The organism is Amycolatopsis sp. SID8362 (assembly GCF_010550475.1).
Classification (GTDB): domain Bacteria; phylum Actinomycetota; class Actinomycetes; order Mycobacteriales; family Pseudonocardiaceae; genus Amycolatopsis; species Amycolatopsis eburnea.
Genome location: NZ_JAAGNB010000952.1, coordinates 1 through 724 on the forward strand (window position 1 = coordinate 1; position 724 = coordinate 724).

General features: G+C 75.8%; 1 protein-coding gene. It reads left to right on the forward strand.

Going from position 1 to position 724, the window contains the following annotated elements:
- Nucleotides 1-724: ABC transporter transmembrane domain-containing protein (locus tag G3I65_RS29440; RefSeq protein WP_240924599.1), on the forward strand; the 724-nt coding region annotated here is incomplete at both ends.

Sequence of the window (724 nt, forward strand, 5' to 3'; positions counted from 1 at the left end):
CGCACGGTCTCGGCCCGCGCCGCCGCGACCGCCCAGCGCGAGCTGCGCGCCCAGGCCGTCGACCACGCGCTGCGCCTCGGCCCCGAGTGGATCGCCCACCGCGGCCACGGCGAGCTGACCGCGCTCACCACCCGCGGCCTCGACGCGCTCGACGCCTACTTCCGCGAATACCTGCCCGCCCTCGTGACGGCGGCCGTCGTCCCGCTCGGCGCCGGCGCGGCGATCCTGTTCGCCGACTGGCCGTCCGGCGTGATCATCGCGCTGACCGTGCCGCTGCTGCCGATGTTCGCGATCCTCGTCGGCAAGTACACGGCCGGCCGCGTCGCCGGCGCGACCGACGCGACGCACCGGATGTCCGAGCGCCTGCTCGAACTCGTGCGCGTGCTCCCGGTGCTGACCGCGTTCCGCCGCGCCGCCGCCCAGGGCGAGACCGTGCGGCAGCTGTCCGAACGCCACCGCCGCGCGACGCTCAAGACGTTGAAGGTGGCCTTCTCCTCGGCGTTCGTCCTCGAACTCGCCGCGACGCTGTCGGTGGCGCTGGTCGCGGTCGTCATCGGCGTCCGGCTGGCCGGCGGCCACCTGCCGCTGGCCATCGGGCTCGGCGTGCTGATCCTCGCGCCGGAGTGCTACCAGCCGCTGCGCGCGGTCGGCGCCGCGTTCCACAGCAGCGAGGACGGCGTCGAAGCGGTCCGGCGCGTCGCCGACCTGCTGGCCACGCCGGCTC